Here is a 12179-nt window from a genome sequence, read left to right on the forward strand (position 1 = left end):
ATATTCAAGCCGGTCGCGGCCGACGGGGGACTCTCCCGGTGAGATGAATCAGCTCCTCTCGTTCGCGATGCGGCAACCCAGTCGTACAGTCCTGTTCTCGAATCCCGTCTAGCTTTCTGAAGGTCGGGCACAATAGCCGTCGCACGCAGGTGACAATGTCGCTGTGGAGTTCACAGCGTTGCATCGCCAATTCCGCCGGAGCTAGTTAGTCGGTGTCGCCGCGGGGTCCTTGAGGCGTTCGACGTCGGTGATGATTTCGCGGATATTTCGGGGTCGGCGGTCGAGGTCTAGGGTGGTGCATCGCAGGATGAGCTGGTGTAGGTCAGTGTCGGCCGCGCGTGGCAACGACTGCTTGCCGGTGAAGATGTAGCCGAGGATGTGGCCGATGGCGAACACCTCGTTGTCGATGTTGTAGTCCCGGAAGCTGGTGAGCATGGGATCGAGGATCGTGCCTCGGATTTCTGTATGGGTGCGGGTGAACTCCGAGGTCCGATCCTTGACTAGTCCGAAGTCGGACAACTTCACCTGGACTGCTTTGCTCTTATAGACCTTGAGCAGGACGTTCTGGAGGCTGAGGTCTCGGTGCAGCAGGTCTTGGTCGTGGATGTAGCCGATGCCGTAGAGGAACTGCAAAGCGATCCGTTTGCGGGTCGCGAAGCACAGGTTCTGGTTACGTCGGCCGATGTAGGTGCGCAGCGTTTGGTCGCAGTATTCCATCGTGTACTCATCGCGGCTGTCGTGGTAGCGGTAGACCTGCACGATGTATGGAAAGTCCAGGCCCTGTAGAACCTTGAACTCTTCGCGGAAGCGCTGCAGATCACGCGGATCCTTGGTCGTCGCCCGCTTGAGCGCGACCTTGATCCCATAGTCGGGATCGACGAACGAGAAGACCTTCGCATACGATCCCTCGCCGATCAGCTGAAGCTGCACCGGCACGCCACCGCCCTTGCGGAGTCGGTGTTCGTTGTCGGCGCGGGTGAAGACAGGCTCGAAGCGGGCGAGCTCGATGGTTTCGAAGTCCTCTGGGACCGTGCTGCCCTGACTGGTCGACAGCCAGGGTCGGCAACGCTCGACGGCCGCAGCGTACCCCTTCCGCAGTGCAACCTCGACGCCGGCGCGGCGCAGGGTCGCCAACGTTTCGTCCAGATCATCGAGCAGCGCGATCAGCTCGCGGCTGTTTTCGGCCCAATAGTGCCGTGTGGAACGTGCGCGGTCGTTGATCGCAGTGAAATGACGGTTCAGCTGCTCGTGCAGGTGAGCGAAGACCACACCGAAACGCATGTCCTCGGCGTAGAGGCGGCTGTAGGCCGGCGACGGCGGCGTGCTCGCATACTTCTCCGGCAGGTCAGCGAGCATCAGCTCCACGGGATCGGTCACGTGCGGTCGGGTCTCTCTGATCGGGCTTGGTGAAGCGAGCCAATATGAGCAGCAGCGCATCTCATCCTAGGAAGTGATCAGCAGCCGGGATCTCGTGAGATTGAACGACACACCGGGATGAGGATGCGAACTGCGCGTAGCGGGTGGCAGCCCCCACTGCCGCGGCCGGAGAGTTCAAGGCACTAGATTCATCACGGCGTTGATGCGTAGCGCGCGTTCTCGAAGCGAGTTGTCCTCAGCTGGCGGGTAGAGCACTCCGAGCGACACCTCGATGTACGATGCGCACCAACTCACGGTACCTGGGCTGCGGTGGAGATCTCCACTGCCGCAACCCCCGAGCACGGCGATGCAGGACCGCTTCAGCGGCGGCGATTTCACGGGCTACTTGCCTTCGGCTCACAACCCCCCACAGCGACAAAATTGCTACGCGATCGCTAGGACGCAAGCCGCGACTGCCCGAGCCCTTTGCGGGCAGGCGGGTTCTGCCGAGTGCGGCAACCGCGTCGGCGACAGGGATGGGCTCGAGGTCGGTGCGGTAGCGCAGGTAGTGTCCGACTGCCCCGCGCCCGTGGGGAATCCGATGTTCGGGTGTGGTGACTACGTGCGGCGCGAAATGTATTCGACGCCATCGACCTCGTGCACGGGCAGCAGCACATCGTCGATGCGATAGTGGCCGGCGCTGTCCACGCGCCACCACTGCAGACCGTAGGTGGCAGCGGGCACCGTCCGGTTTACCGTGCGCCTTACCCGCTTCTGCAGGGCGGTTTCGCGGCGGAAGCTTCGTAGTCGTGGCTGTGTTCGATGAACATCCGGCCACCGGTGTGGGCAAGAATCCGTCGCTGGACGCTATGCCGCCTACTCCGACCAGCGGTACCGGGTTGCCTTGCTGCCATTCGGTGTGGGCTCGGTCGATGAATGCCTGGTCTATTTCGATGGTTTCGGTTTCGGCGAGTTGGGCGACCAGGGCATGGACCTGTTCGACGATGGCGGAGTCATCGGTGATGACGACAGCTTCGGCCACGGTCGCGGAGTGGTGAGAGGCGTTGGCTGATCCGATCACAGCCCATGTTGCTGTCGCGAGCATCTTGGCGTGCAGCGATGACGACGAATACATCAGTACACCTCGGTCGAGGAAGTGTTGCAGCGCGTCCGGAGACGTGGCGTGTGCGCGTAACGCGTTGCGCCCGGCGTTCACGACGAGGATGTCGTTGCTACGCAGCGGCAACAACTCGGGCGCGGTGGCGCCCAGGTAGGCGATCGCTACCGACCGCGGCCCGCGTGTGCGTGCCGCCCGCACGATTTCAGGCCATGGGTTCGGTCCCCGCACTGTGGTGCCCATGGCATCGAGTCTGCCCGACCACTTGCGCTCGTTGGGGTGGTTGGCTCTCATCTCCCCGATCTCGCCGCCACCCGCGATCCGGTTCTGGGTGAGGCGCGGCGAGGTGGTGGTCTGCGGGTTAGGCTCGAGCCGGTGATGCAGGCGAGGACAGTTCTGGTGACCTGCGGTGACGCAGTTACCGTGGCGTGCCGGTTCTCGGTAGGTTCTCGTCCTCGGCCTGCCCTGTTCAGCAGTGCGCGAGCCTCACACCGGGTCTACGGCCACCTGCCGATGAGTCTGCAGGTGTCGAGCTTAAATCGGCTCGAGCCCTGGCGCACGTCCCGGTCGAGAGGAACGACGCAGTCCTCGAATGCGGTGTGCAAGTCCTCGCTGCTCTCGACGCCCGCAGTGACGCGTCGCTAGGAATCACGCGTCTGGTTTTCCAACCAATCGAGCCCCGGACCGGTGCGTCGGTACGGGGCTCGTTCGGGGGTATTCGCGCCTATTCACCGATCGCTCGGTAGTTTGACGGAACCGAATGTACCTTGGCGCTTAGGTTTTCTCCAAATCGAACCGTCATCGTCTCAATCGTGGGTGTTCAGCCTGAGAATCGTGACTGGGCGGATCTATTCGGCTTTCGGCATTCTCGGCAATTCGGTGTCGATACCGCGGTATCCGGGTTGCGGCGCGTATCGGCTCCACCGGTAGTGCGGGTAGTGGTCGTCCTTTTTGATGTAGGATAGCCGCAGCAGGGCCTGCTCCAGTGACATCGACAGTTCGGCGGCGAGTTCGGCCATGACCAGCATCATGGTGGCGCTGTCGAGTTCGTGCGGGTCGGTGAGGATTTCATCGAGCACCATGCCGCTGAAGGCTTGTTGTCGGGTCAGGACCCGTCCGGGCAGCCAGCTCAACGCCCACCGCTGTCCACGGATCCCGTCGGCCAGGCGGATCGCTACCTCCGGGGAGATAGCACTGGCGATCCGTAAGGGCCCGATGATCAGATCGTTCATCCGCGCGGCCACGATCGGTTTCGGCGGTGGTGAGCTGGTCGAGGGTGCGTTGCAGCTGTTGCAGACCTGTTTCGACGTCGTAGCGGTAGTCGTCGTCGGATGCCAGGTAGTCGTCGAGTTCGGTGAATACCTCGTAGATGCTGACTGTCGTGGTGGTGATGTCCCTTTCGGTGTCCTCGGTCATGCTGTTACTTCACCTCCGTTATCGGCCCCCGTGCGCGGGGTTTGCGGGAAGCGGCCGTGAGGATCGAACTCGATCCGGTAGCTCCCGCTGTTCTCGATCGCCCGGATCCTTCTGCGGGCTCGGCTCTTGTGTGAATGCACCGTCGACACACTCACGCCGATCACTTCCGCGATCTCCGCATCCGGCAGCCACAGATCCCCCGCCATCACCGCCACCCGGTATTCCGTGGTGGTCAGGTTCTGCCGCAGCATTTGCCAGACGTATTTAACGGTGTCGTTGTCGAGGACGCGGTCGGCGGGGTTCTTGGTCACCACCGACGGCCCGAGCATCGGTACTGCGGTGTCTGTGTAGTCGGGCACCGACACCACGCCGTCGCTGCGCCGCCACGAATCGATGACCCGGCGTTTGGCGATTGTCATGATCAACGCTGCCGCCTCGGGCGCTTCGGCGTTGAGGAAGTCGCGGTCGCATTGTTCCCACACGGCGAGAAACACTTCCTGCACGATGTCGTTGGCCCGGTCACGATCACCCCCGAATGCTTTGATCGCGAGCCGGAACACCGCAGGAGCGTGCGAGCGAAACAGGTTGTTGAACCGGCGTTGCGGACCAGCAGGATGCTGCTGATCTGTCATCGTGCCGAAAACTCCCCGCCGATCAGACCCGAGTACTCCGATCCGATGCGCCGCGCGACGCCTTCGGCAAGGATCGACCGTGGCCCCGTGCCGTCAGTGCGGCGGCGGATGCCGGCGAGCACGGTCGTGGCGGACACGTGACGACGCGCGGCCGTGACATTGGCCGGCAGCCGCCGGGGCTTCGGTAGCTGCGATAGGGGCCGCGGGACCGCCGGTACCAACGCAGAACACCACGCAAGCGGGCCCGCCATCGACAGCCGACCCTCACCAACCCACAACAGCGTCATGCCACCTACTTCGTAGCGCGAGCATGAATTCTTGAACCCGCCAGGGCCAGTCGCGCCGCCACGCCGAAGAATCTGTCCAGCTCGTGAGCGATGCCGCCGCTGGCGTCACGGCATCGCCTCGGGCTGCAACATCCTCGGCGAGTGCGGCATCACCGGTCGCGGCCGCCATGGTCCGCAGGAACAGCTCGAGATCGATCGCTTCGCCAGCCACCAACCACAGTCATCTCCGCCCGTGGGCAACATCGGCAACTCCTGACCAACGCGGTGCAGATACGCGCGCGGCCCGGCGCGAGGGCTGCTCGTTCTTACGGCCCGGTAGGTCAGCGTCACAGGTCGAAGGCCAACTGGTGGTCGGTCACGCGGGCTGCGTCCGCCGGAATCTGGTGGCGGCCGGGCGGAACAGTGTCCGGTACGGCCATTGCTTCGGCGATCTTGCGGGCGAGGCGGGGCTCGAGGGGCAGTTGCAGGGTGTGCAGGCGCTGTGGGTTGGGGCGGGTCAGTCCCATGGTCTGCGCGACGATCCATGGTTCGATGCCGGATTCCAGCATGCGGGTATCGAAGGTGTAGCGCAGGGTGCCTGGTGAGAGTTCGAGCCCGGCTTCGCGACCGATGGTGCGAACGATGCGGTCGATCGAGCTCGAGGAGATGCGCCGCCGCCGCTCGGAAACGAACAGTGCGCGCGGACGCAGCGCGCCGAGCATGGCGCGCCGTTCGGCCAGCCACAGCTCCAGCAGCCGTCGAGTGCTCGCCGCCAGCACAACTGTCCGGGTGGTCCCGGAAAGTCCATGGACCTCGAGGCAACCGGACTCGGCGCGAAGGGTCAGCCCGTCCACATCCAACAGCCGAACTTCCGACAGCGACAGGCCGTTGTTGAGCAGCAGCCCGACGATCGCGTGGTCACGGTGGCTGCGCGCGGCGGCGGCGCGCAGTAGCGCACTCTGCTCGCCGGCGGTGAGAGTGCGCGGGGTGCGTGCGGGGTGTTTGATCCGCGCGAGCGCGGTCGGCCCCACACCGCGCCACTGATAGAAGGTGTTGATCGCCGCACGGGCGAGGTTGACCGTCGACGGCAGCACCCTCCGCTCACCGGTCAGATGATCGTGGTACGCCAACACGACCCGATCCCGAACGGCCGGATCATGAAGCGCCTCTCGACGATCTGACCGAGTCTCCAGCCACCGCAACAGATCCGCGACGCGCTCGCAGTAGGTCTCCCGGGTCCGCGGCGACAGATCGTCTCGACCTGCCAGATACGTCTCGAACCGGTCCAGCTCTTCCCGCGCCCACAACGACCGCGGCGCCGACTTCCGCATCGACGCTTTCTGCACCACCGCGGTGACAGCGCTTCCCATACTCACCTCCCGGCACGATCCGCCCGTCGAGGATCTCACTCACCACCGACAATCCGCCACTTAATACGATTAGTGCCCAACCGGACCCGCACGATGGGCACTAATCGGCAATAGATCGGAACCTGAGAAACAATGACGCTCCGCGAGATCACTGCACCGCCGATAATCGAAAAGACCACTGGCAGCCGACTTCTACCGAAGGGAAGCCATCGGAATCGTCGCCATGGACCCGTTCCGGCCCGATATTAACGTCGATCTTTCTTGTTACGCATTGGGGCGGAGGGAATAACTCGACGAAAGAGCCCGCTCAAGCAACCGACACGCCGCTGTGCCGGCGATGATACAACGAGCGGTTCCATGGCATTACGCGGCGAGACACATTCAGCTCGAACACAGTTCGGCCACCCGGTGTGGGTGACAGCATGCAATCACTTGTACAAATTGGGTTGGCTACTGCTATTGACGGAAGAGGCTGGGGCTGCCAATTCTGGTATGGAGATACATAGTTTCGGTGGCCGACTTCGCGCCACGATTCGTGCGATTCTCGCATACTGTTGATTCAAGGAAGTCGAGGTGTGTCATGGCACCGCCCCAGGGGTTCGATTGGAACTGGGCTGTCACCAGCGGAGGCAATTTGACTCGTTGTCAGATGAATCAATCGCTCGGGCTTCTGCTCATTACGATGCCCGGCTTACTGGGTGGTCGCATCGCGTCGTTCTTCGGCGCTCGAACAGCGGCCACCCGACTCGACCTCACAGCGCTGCAGCCACCCGATACACCCATGGCGCTGGCCGCCGGACGAGAAGCGCGTGGCGTGCTGAGCGCCAGCATGCTCAACCACTCCTACCGCGTCTGGGCCTTCGGCAAAACACTCGCCCACGCACACGGCGCCCAACTGGACGACGAACTGTTTCTACACCGCGGCCATGCTTCACGACATCGAACTGGAAAACCCCCAGCCGAACCGCTGTTTCGCCGTCCGCGGCGCAGAGCACGCCGCCCAGCTGCTCGGCCAACTTGACGTGCCCGCCGATCGGGTCGCCCTCATCCGAGACGGCATCGCCGGCCACATGACCCTCGGCGCCGACTCCGACCTTTCCGACCTCGCCGGAGCACTCGCCGCAGGCGCCGGGGTCGATCTCTTCGGCAACCGCATACAAGAACTCGACCCGCAGTGGATCGCCGAGATCATCTCCCGCCATCCACGCTTGGACTTCAAGCGCCTCGTGATCGCAGCCGTGCGCGCGAGGCCGAAGCCGTCCCCGACGGACGAACCGCGCTCCTACGCAGGTTCGGATTCGATCTCATGGTCAATGCGTCGCCGTTCGCTGAGTAACCACTCTGTCCCGGCAGTTCGCGCTCGGTGCGCAGGGCAGTGGCCGGTCCGGATGTATCGCGCTCTCCGCTCATCTACTCGGCTTGATGTGGCGATGCGAGATGGCAGGTCTCTAGGGGTTTCGGCGATCAGAACTTCGATCGCGAAACTGATTTCAGGGGTGAGGCTAGCGCTTGCCGCGGCAGACAGGCATCAAGATGTATGGCGCCACTAATCCGCTCACGACGACGTTTGAGGCAAGCAAGCGCAGGCGGTCATGTGCCGACCCTGACAACTTACACGGCTTATACGTGGCCGCCGACACTGGGCCCGCCGGGCCAAAGTCGTTCGAGATCGGCAGGTGTGAGTGGGGCGAGGTAGGCGTTGTTAAGGACGGACCGGATGACGCTTGTCTGGGCCTCGGCGAGGCTGGCGAAATAGTCGATTCCTGCGGAATATGCCCACATGTAGGTTCTGAGTAGTGGGTTTGTGCTGCGGTCGGCCAGCAAGCCGCCGATGAGGTTGTCGTTCCACCAGGGGACGCGGGAGCGGGCGTGGTCGGCGCAGGCCTCGATGGAGGTCCCGGCGTTGATAGCCAGGTGGAGTTCGGCCCGAACCAGTTGGGTGTAGTGCACGAGTCTGGTGCTGGCCACCAATGCTTTGTCGTCGGGTGTGATGAACAGCGGCATGGCCTGGGCCCAGCCTTCGAGCAGAACTTGCTGGGGTCCGTGCACGGAGAGCAGGCGAACCCATGGGACGTCTTCGACGGCGCAGCGAGCGGAGATGCTGGCGCTCTGCAGGCCATGTCCGAGAACTTCGTGCAGGGCCATTTGCCGGGCCCGGACTTTGGTGAAGTTGGCGTTGCGCATGTTGATGCGCAACCGCACGCGCTGTCCTCCGCCGTCGAGCCAGAATGCCCAGTAGGCATCGACGTCCGCGGATTCGATGGTGAGCTCGTAGGCTGCTTCGGAGCCTGTCGCGCGGCGGACGATCGGCTCATACTCTGTGGCTGCTTGGCGTATCGCGTCAGCCACGTCGGCGGCGTCGAGCGGGCCCTCGGCTTCGGCGAGTTCGGTGGCGGTGTCTTCGCCCCAGCTCACACCGAGAGCTTCAAGAGCCTTGCGCGCCGTTTCTCCCTTGCTCGTGACGTAGTCTGCGGGCCATCCGGCTGCTGGGCATCCCTGGGTGGCGCGGACGTATTCGTCGAGAGATGGGCGCTCCCCCATGAGCGCGCGCAAGTAGGTCAGGTCGGCGGTGAGTCGCTGGGCGACCGCGGGTTCATCGGTTTCATCGAGCAATCGGCTCAACCGCCGGAATGTGGTGAGCCGGTCGGCGGGCGCGGGTGCCTCGTCGGTGGAAGGGCAGAAATCGAAGTCGATCACCGCGGCCGCGCCTCGGTCGATCTCGTGCTGGTGCCATGCTCGGATGGCATGTTCGACAGCGTCACGAGTTCTCACGGGGCAACCTTCCAGTGCAGTGTGATCGACTGATTCGGGCGTAGGTACTCCCGGGTGAGACTGATGAGGACGTCGTTTCCTTCGGTATCCCAGATCAGGGCTTCGGTCGCGGAGTTTTCCGCACCGTCGGGATGTTCCTCGACGGCTGAGCAACTGGACAGTTCCCCAGCATTCACGTGACGCAGGCTGAGGGTGAACCGGCGGGTGTAGCGGTAGAACGATCGTCGCCAGTAATGCGCGCCGACGAACTTCCCGCCTGTGCACACATAGCCGACCACGGCGGACTCCCCCGGTTGGACTGGCGGTGAAAGCTGACACGCGAATTTCGCCAGGTGCGCGGTGTCGTGGATGCGTTGGATGGCGATGCGGCGTTCGGCCTCCCGCAACGGCTTGATGTCCAGCCGCCCATCGGTGGACTCGAACCACAGCTCCCGAGACAGGCGTGTCAGCGGCCGGTCGGTCAGGTTGAGCACCAGGTATTGGAAGGTCAAGGACGCGGAACCGTCACTGCCGATCTGGATGTCTGTGCTGCTGTCGAGATCGATGACGTTGCCGGCCAGGTGAGCGAGTTGGCCGACTTCCCGGTCGGTGAGCCGCCGAGTTCGCTTGAGCTGCAAGAGCCGTTGTGCGATTACTGCGGTCGTCTCGTTGGCGTCGGATGGGCTGTGCGTGGAGGAGACAGTGTGGGCGCGGCCGGCGTCGCTCGGCAGTTCGGGGCCCCACTCGATCGCACCGAATGCCGGGCGTTTGATTCTGTCGCCGATGACCTCCACCACGTCTCGTGCCGCGCTGTCCGACTTGATGGGGATGGTGGGCGCGGGGCGCAGGTCGGGGGTCCACGGTTGGAATAACTCGGCCGCGGTAAGGCCCGGGAACATCTTCTCCAGGACTTGGCAATGGTGGGGATAAGGCAGCGTCTTCACGTCACCGCGAAGCCAACGGTGAAACTGCGCGGGGCCCGGACCTTCGCCCACCAGCTCCGGATCGATGGTCTCAGCGACCCTGTCGTACTCACGGCAGAAGGCTGCGTGCGTCTGGCAATGCCTCTGTTGCAGTTCAACTTTGAGTCGAATGAGCTGAGCAGTCACCCTCCCACCCTTCGTCGTCCAACTGCGCGCCGAACCTAGCACAGATGATCACTAGACGATCAACAGATCAAAGGCGCGATAGCGAGAAGCTCCACATGATCGAAAGACGGTATCGCGATGCGATAGCGCCCGGCGGCAAGGTCATGCATGCCCCAGTACGGCACACAACCGGATCCGAGCAATGCGCACGCGCAAGGGCGACCACGGCGGAACGTCACATCCAGCCCCAGAAGTCGACTGCTTGCGATACGACGAAGAGGAGCGATCCCGATGACCAGCAGTGCACCAGCCTTGGGCACGCGGATGCTCCTCATCCGTCCTGGACATTCGCTCGCCGATGCCCGCAATGAGTTCATGGGGTCCCGCCGATGCCGCGGCTTGGATCGCACCGGTCACGATCAGGTGCGATTACTCGGTCGAGCGCTGGCGCAACTGCCGCTTCAAGTGGCGCGGATCTACCACACCGACGTGGCCCGAGCTGAGGACACCGCGAACCTCTTGGCGGTTGCTTTGGGTGGTGCTGCCGTCGAAGCGGCACTCGGATGCCGCGCGTACGGCGCCGCAGATGGCAAGCTCGTAGACGAGGTCTTGGCGACCTTCGATCCGCCTCTCGAGCTGTCCCCCGATACGCCGCTGGCTCAGGGTGCGGAGTCTTGGGCCGATGTGGTTGATCGAACGCGGCGCGAATTCGAGCAGCTCTCGGACCGGCACCCTGGCCAGACCCTGCTCATTGTTTGCGACAAGGACACGATCGCAGCGTCGTTCCAGCTATACCTCGATGTTCCTCCCACGAGATCCCAGAGCATCCACACCGACAACAGCGCAATCACCGAGTGGATCTCAGTTCCTGCTCCAGACTCCAAGGACGGCGCGCTGGAGCGCCGATGGATACTGACCCGCCACAACGATCGAACGCACCTCGTTCCCCTGGCAACGCCCGCATCTGGCGCGTGCAGTGGTCGCAACTTCTCGCCTGTCCCTCACGACTCGAGCACGGCATCCATCACAGCTTCTGCTGGCGCATCCGCTTTCTCCCCGAAAACTCCGTAGACCGACACTCTCGCTGGAGTCCCCCATGAAGCTCCTTCCTCAAACTGGCGTCCGCGCTCCCGTGGGTGTGGACACGACGCGCGCGAGCATTGCCCGCGTCTACGACGCCACCCTCGGTGGCAAGGACAACTACGAAGTCGACCGGTTCGTGCGCGACAAAGTCGCTGAAGTCGCGCCGCGGCAGAGCGATGTTGCCTGGATGAATCGCCGCTGGCTGCACCGGGTGGTGCGCTACCTTGTCGGCACCGCCGGCATCGGTCAGCTGCTGGATGTCGGCGCGGGTCTGCCGACCGTCGGCAACACACACGAGATCGCGCAGCAGCAGAACCCCGCGGCGCGCGTGGTGTACGTCGACAACGATCCGGTGTGCAACATCCACGGCCGGGTGCTGCTCGAGCGCAACGAGTTCACGCATTTCGTGCCCGCGGATCTGACCGCGCCGGAAACCTTGCTCGCGAACTCCGAGGTGACCCAGCACCTCGGCCTCACCCGACCGCTGGCGCTGATCCTGTGCGGCATCCTGCACCACGTCGACGACGATCTCGATCCGGCGGGGATCATGCGTCAGTACATCGATGCGCTGCCCGCCGGCTCCTACGTCGCGATCACGCATTTCTACGATCCCGCCGACGGCGGCGAGGCGCACGAGATGGCCATCGAGCTGCAACGGCGTTTCACCGAGATGGGCCTGGGCTCCGGGTGGTACCGCACCCGGGAGCAGATCGCCTCGTACTTCGGCGATCTGGAACTGATCGAGCCCGGTCTGGTCGAGCTCGACGACTGGTGGCCGATGGGGCCCGCGCTGCGGCCGCGGCTGACGGAGCAACGTCTGCTGCTCGGCGGCGTCGGTTTCAAACCCCACGAGCGCGGCAACGTGACGCATCTTCCGCGCCGCTGACTCCGCTTCAGCGAGAGCCGCCGCCTCGTGCGGTCACTCGAACCCTCACCCCGTGTAGGAGCGCACACTCTATGCCCGAAGATCACAGCCCCCTCATCCGAACCGACATCCCCCACTCCGCGCGCATCTGGAACTACTGGATGGGCGGCAAGGACTATTACGAGATCGACCGCATCGCAGGCGATGCCGGGATCGAGGTGGATCCGGACATCAC

13 protein-coding genes are annotated in these 12179 nt (G+C 63.8%); 5 read left to right on the top strand and 8 right to left on the bottom strand.

Annotated features, from left to right (window positions below; translation table 11 throughout):
• Positions 1-201: 201 nt before the first annotated feature.
• Both ABZ824_RS36920 and ABZ824_RS36925 read right to left on the bottom strand, forming a co-directional pair.
• Positions 202-1377 carry a protein kinase family protein gene (locus ABZ824_RS36920; RefSeq protein WP_356969207.1) on the bottom strand — a complete coding sequence of 392 codons (1176 nt, stop codon included), beginning with the start codon at positions 1375-1377 and terminating at the stop codon, positions 202-204.
• A 597-nt stretch (positions 1378-1974) separates the two neighbouring features.
• Positions 1975-2100, bottom strand: coding sequence for a hypothetical protein (locus ABZ824_RS36925; RefSeq protein WP_356969209.1), 126 nt, complete (start codon positions 2098-2100; stop codon positions 1975-1977).
• Positions 2101-2260: 160 nt separating this feature from the next.
• Between ABZ824_RS36925 and ABZ824_RS36930 the strand changes: the two genes are divergently transcribed.
• Positions 2261-2428, top strand: coding sequence for a hypothetical protein (locus ABZ824_RS36930; protein ID WP_356969211.1), 168 nt, complete (start codon positions 2261-2263; stop codon positions 2426-2428).
• Positions 2429-3321: 893 nt separating this feature from the next.
• Here ABZ824_RS36930 and ABZ824_RS36935 read toward each other — a convergent pair.
• The 4 genes from ABZ824_RS36935 to ABZ824_RS36950 form a co-directional block, all read right to left on the bottom strand.
• Entirely contained in the window at positions 3322-3705 is a 384-nt protein-coding gene (locus ABZ824_RS36935) for a hypothetical protein (RefSeq protein ID WP_356969212.1), read from the bottom strand.
• A gap of 180 nt (positions 3706-3885) precedes the next feature.
• Positions 3886-4521 (bottom strand): RNA polymerase sigma factor, encoded by a 636-nt coding sequence (locus ABZ824_RS36940; protein ID WP_356969214.1) that lies wholly within the window; start codon positions 4519-4521, stop codon positions 3886-3888.
• Positions 4522-4785: 264 nt separating this feature from the next.
• Positions 4786-5019: a hypothetical protein gene (locus ABZ824_RS36945; RefSeq protein ID WP_356969216.1), complete on the bottom strand. Its 234-nt coding sequence runs from the start codon at positions 5017-5019 to the stop codon at positions 4786-4788.
• A gap of 115 nt (positions 5020-5134) precedes the next feature.
• Positions 5135-6157 carry a tyrosine-type recombinase/integrase gene (locus ABZ824_RS36950; RefSeq protein WP_356969218.1) on the bottom strand — a complete coding sequence of 341 codons (1023 nt, stop codon included), beginning with the start codon at positions 6155-6157 and terminating at the stop codon, positions 5135-5137.
• A gap of 926 nt (positions 6158-7083) precedes the next feature.
• Here ABZ824_RS36950 and ABZ824_RS36955 point away from each other — a divergent pair.
• Positions 7084-7707 carry a hypothetical protein gene (locus tag ABZ824_RS36955; RefSeq protein WP_356969220.1) on the top strand — a complete coding sequence of 208 codons (624 nt, stop codon included), beginning with the start codon at positions 7084-7086 and terminating at the stop codon, positions 7705-7707.
• Between the two features lie 70 nt (positions 7708-7777).
• On the opposite strand, the gene ABZ824_RS36960 is transcribed toward ABZ824_RS36955, so the two are convergent.
• Both ABZ824_RS36960 and ABZ824_RS36965 read right to left on the bottom strand, forming a co-directional pair.
• Positions 7778-8929, bottom strand: a complete 1152-nt coding sequence (locus ABZ824_RS36960) for a hypothetical protein (RefSeq protein WP_356969222.1) — start codon at positions 8927-8929, stop codon at positions 7778-7780.
• Entirely contained in the window at positions 8926-10059 is a 1134-nt protein-coding gene (locus ABZ824_RS36965) for a hypothetical protein (RefSeq protein WP_356969224.1), read from the bottom strand. Before ABZ824_RS36965 ends, ABZ824_RS36960 begins: the two co-directional genes overlap by 4 nt.
• A gap of 228 nt (positions 10060-10287) precedes the next feature.
• On the opposite strand from ABZ824_RS36965, the gene ABZ824_RS36970 reads away from it, so the two are divergent.
• The 3 genes from ABZ824_RS36970 to ABZ824_RS36980 all read left to right on the top strand — a co-directional run.
• Complete coding sequence (locus ABZ824_RS36970) at positions 10288-11067, top strand: histidine phosphatase family protein (protein ID WP_356969226.1); 780 nt, start codon at positions 10288-10290, stop codon at positions 11065-11067.
• Positions 11068-11092: 25 nt separating this feature from the next.
• The gene (locus ABZ824_RS36975) at positions 11093-11965 is read left to right on the top strand and encodes an SAM-dependent methyltransferase (RefSeq protein WP_356969228.1); all 873 of its coding nucleotides are present in this window, start codon (positions 11093-11095) and stop codon (positions 11963-11965) included.
• A gap of 71 nt (positions 11966-12036) precedes the next feature.
• Positions 12037-12179, top strand: a 143-nt coding sequence (locus ABZ824_RS36980) for an SAM-dependent methyltransferase (RefSeq protein WP_356969240.1), incomplete at its 3' end; no start/stop codon positions are given.

The sequence above is a fragment of the Nocardia sp. NPDC047038 genome, from assembly GCF_040644075.1.
In the GTDB taxonomy this organism is placed as follows: domain Bacteria; phylum Actinomycetota; class Actinomycetes; order Mycobacteriales; family Mycobacteriaceae; genus Nocardia; species Nocardia sichangensis.

Coding starts and splice junctions, on each gene's coding strand:
- ABZ824_RS36935 (WP_356969212.1), bottom strand. CDS start 3,705: ATGAACGATCTGATCATCGGGCCCTTACGGATCGCCAGTGCTATCTCC.
- ABZ824_RS36940 (WP_356969214.1), bottom strand. CDS start 4,521: ATGACAGATCAGCAGCATCCTGCTGGTCCGCAACGCCGGTTCAACAAC.
- ABZ824_RS36950 (WP_356969218.1), bottom strand. CDS start 6,157: ATGGGAAGCGCTGTCACCGCGGTGGTGCAGAAAGCGTCGATGCGGAAG.
- ABZ824_RS36955 (WP_356969220.1), top strand. CDS start 7,084: ATGCTTCACGACATCGAACTGGAAAACCCCCAGCCGAACCGCTGTTTC.
- ABZ824_RS36970 (WP_356969226.1), top strand. CDS start 10,288: ATGACCAGCAGTGCACCAGCCTTGGGCACGCGGATGCTCCTCATCCGT.
- ABZ824_RS36975 (WP_356969228.1), top strand. CDS start 11,093: ATGAAGCTCCTTCCTCAAACTGGCGTCCGCGCTCCCGTGGGTGTGGAC.